This is a genomic window from Acidisphaera rubrifaciens HS-AP3, from assembly GCF_000964365.1.
GTDB classification, from domain to species: Bacteria; Pseudomonadota; Alphaproteobacteria; order Acetobacterales; family Acetobacteraceae; genus Acidisphaera; species Acidisphaera rubrifaciens.
In genome coordinates this window covers 1-1,519 of sequence record NZ_BANB01000899.1, presented here as the reverse complement: position 1 = coordinate 1,519, position 1,519 = coordinate 1, and the positions used below count along the sequence as shown (strand labels likewise).

Below are 1,519 nucleotides of genomic sequence, written 5' to 3'. Positions count from 1 at the left end.
CCCATAGCCGCGCCCCACCGCACGGCTGCGGCGAGGGCAACTCGCCCGAGGCGATGGCGCGGGCTACGTCGAGTTCAGTCATTGGCGCCGCCGCCGAGCGCCGCCGCCGCCTCAAGGGTGTCCATGGCCTCTTGCAGGATGATCCGCGCCATCGAGTGGGCACACGCAACCCCGCCCAGCCAGTTCAATGACTGCCGGAGCCGCCAGGTCATCTCATAGAGATTGTCTAGGTCCGCGACGGACGCGCCATGCGCCAGGATCGTCTCACGAGCATACATCGCCCATGCCGCGACCTCGGCTGCGACTGTAATCAGCGCATCGCGCTTCGGATCAACAGGACCGAGACAGCGCCGTAGATCGGCCGCGATGCGGACCGCCACGCGGTCAAGAGCGGCGGCGGTCTCACTCATCCCGCTGCGCCTCGCCCGCGCTGTGCCGCGCAAGATATTCGCGGATCGCACGCGCCGCGATCCGACTGCGCGACGTGTCGTGCTCGCGGGCGATCAGGTCCAGTTCAGCGATGTGCCGGGCGGGCAGCGTGAGCGTCGTCGTGACGCGGCGATCGAGATTGTCCATAGGGACAAAATAGTAATGAGTTCAGCGCAATGCAAGAGGTTTCTTGCGGAACTACCAGACACGTTGAGGAACGTTGGGGAATGTCTGGCGTTGTCTGGCGGTGTCGCGGGGTGTCGTTAATCCCGCACGTCCAGCGCCGCCACGATCGCCAGTACCACCGCAGCCCGCAACGGATCGTCGCCAACCGGCATCCCGGCGCGAAGCTCGATCGACGCGCCAAAGGGTGACGTTCGAGCCTTCTCAGCCACCAGCGGCGACAGCTTGACCCGCCCGGCCGCGACATGCCCCGCCGCCGACAGCGCCAACACCGCCGGGTCCAACCCGTCCACCACCTGCACCCGCAACCCAGCCCGCTCCGCGACCGATCGCAGCACCGGCGGCAACACCACGCCCAGCACGCCCCGGACGGGCCGCAGTTCCGCCCCCAGCCGCGTCAACACCGCCGCAAGTTCCACGAATGGCGCGGCGGACAACGGTGCAACGTCGAAGTCGATCAGCAGGCAGGGCGGCCCTGCGCCGATCAGAGAACGCGACGCGGTTACGATCGCCACGCGGCCCGCCGCGTCGATTGACGCCACTGCATAGACGGCCTCACACGCACGGCATGGCGCGACCGGCGCGCCGTCCGTCAGCAGGTCGGCAGGCCGCACCAGGGACGGCACACGATCGCCGAGAACTTGCACCAGCGCGCCGGCTGCGGCGTTTGCCAAATCGTCATGCGCGCCGGGCGCGTGGTCGATACTGTCTCTGCCGCCGCGTGCCGTGCGGCGTTCCAGCGCCGTGAGCTGCGCCGTGAGTCTCGCGTTGTCGAGCAACCGCACTCGCCGACCGTTCAACGCGGGGAGGAACTCAGTGTATATCGCCGACTTGGGCTTGCGAGACACGTCGTAGCCTATGCCGCGCAACGCAAACCGCTCGCGGGGCCACTCGCCTGCATACGCAT

Annotated in this window: 2 protein-coding genes and 1 pseudogene; all 3 read right to left on the bottom strand. The window is 68.0% G+C overall.

Annotation, left to right across the window (positions count from 1 at the left end; all coding sequences use genetic code 11):
- Positions 1-74: 74 nt before the first annotated feature.
- Positions 75-410: a hypothetical protein gene (locus B8460_RS21290; protein ID WP_148360709.1), complete on the bottom strand. Its 336-nt coding sequence runs from the start codon at positions 408-410 to the stop codon at positions 75-77.
- Complete coding sequence (locus B8460_RS18865) at positions 403-576, bottom strand: ribbon-helix-helix protein, CopG family (RefSeq protein ID WP_084623924.1); 174 nt, start codon at positions 574-576, stop codon at positions 403-405. Before B8460_RS18865 ends, B8460_RS21290 begins: the two co-directional genes overlap by 8 nt.
- A 116-nt stretch (positions 577-692) precedes the next feature.
- Positions 693-1,519: pseudogene (locus tag B8460_RS18860) on the bottom strand (hypothetical protein); the annotation flags it as partial.